The following is a 452-nucleotide window of genomic DNA, read 5'->3' on the forward strand; positions in this document are numbered from 1 at the left end:
TTTCGGGACTAGACGTGAATCGCGAACGCATATTCAACTGTCTCGGCCGCACGACCTATGCGGCCCTTGTCGATGCGACGGCGCTGGGCCGATCGCGTCGGCACGCCTTCATCGATCTCGATCACTGGGCGCTGTGCCTGCTGCAGCGCGAGCAGAGCGATCTCGCGCGGCTGTTCGAACTGTTCGGCAGCGATGCCGGCGAAGCGAAGCGCCGCATGGAGAAGGCGCTCGACGGCTTCGACGTGAGCGGCGACTCGCTGCGCGACATCTCCAGCTCGCTGGAGCGCAGCGTGGGGCCGGCCGTCATCTGGAGCCAGATCGCGGCGCGCGCGGGCAAGGTGCGCTCCGGCCACCTGCTGCTCGCGTGGCTCGACGAGGATCTGACGCGCCGCTGGCTGCAGCAGCGCGTGCCGAGCGGCATCACGTCGGTGGCGCTCGACGACGTGGTGAAG

At 68.4% G+C, this 452-nt stretch carries 1 protein-coding gene; it reads left to right on the top strand.

The window, feature by feature from the left end; all coding sequences use genetic code 11:
- Positions 1–14 precede the first annotated feature (14 nt).
- On the top strand, positions 15–452 hold a 438-nt coding region (locus J5M57_RS28520), incomplete at its 3' end, for a Clp protease N-terminal domain-containing protein (RefSeq protein WP_207938549.1).

The organism is Pseudomonas sp. 86_A (assembly GCF_017491705.1).
Classification (GTDB): Bacteria; Pseudomonadota; Gammaproteobacteria; order Pseudomonadales; family Pseudomonadaceae; genus Aquipseudomonas; species Aquipseudomonas koreensis.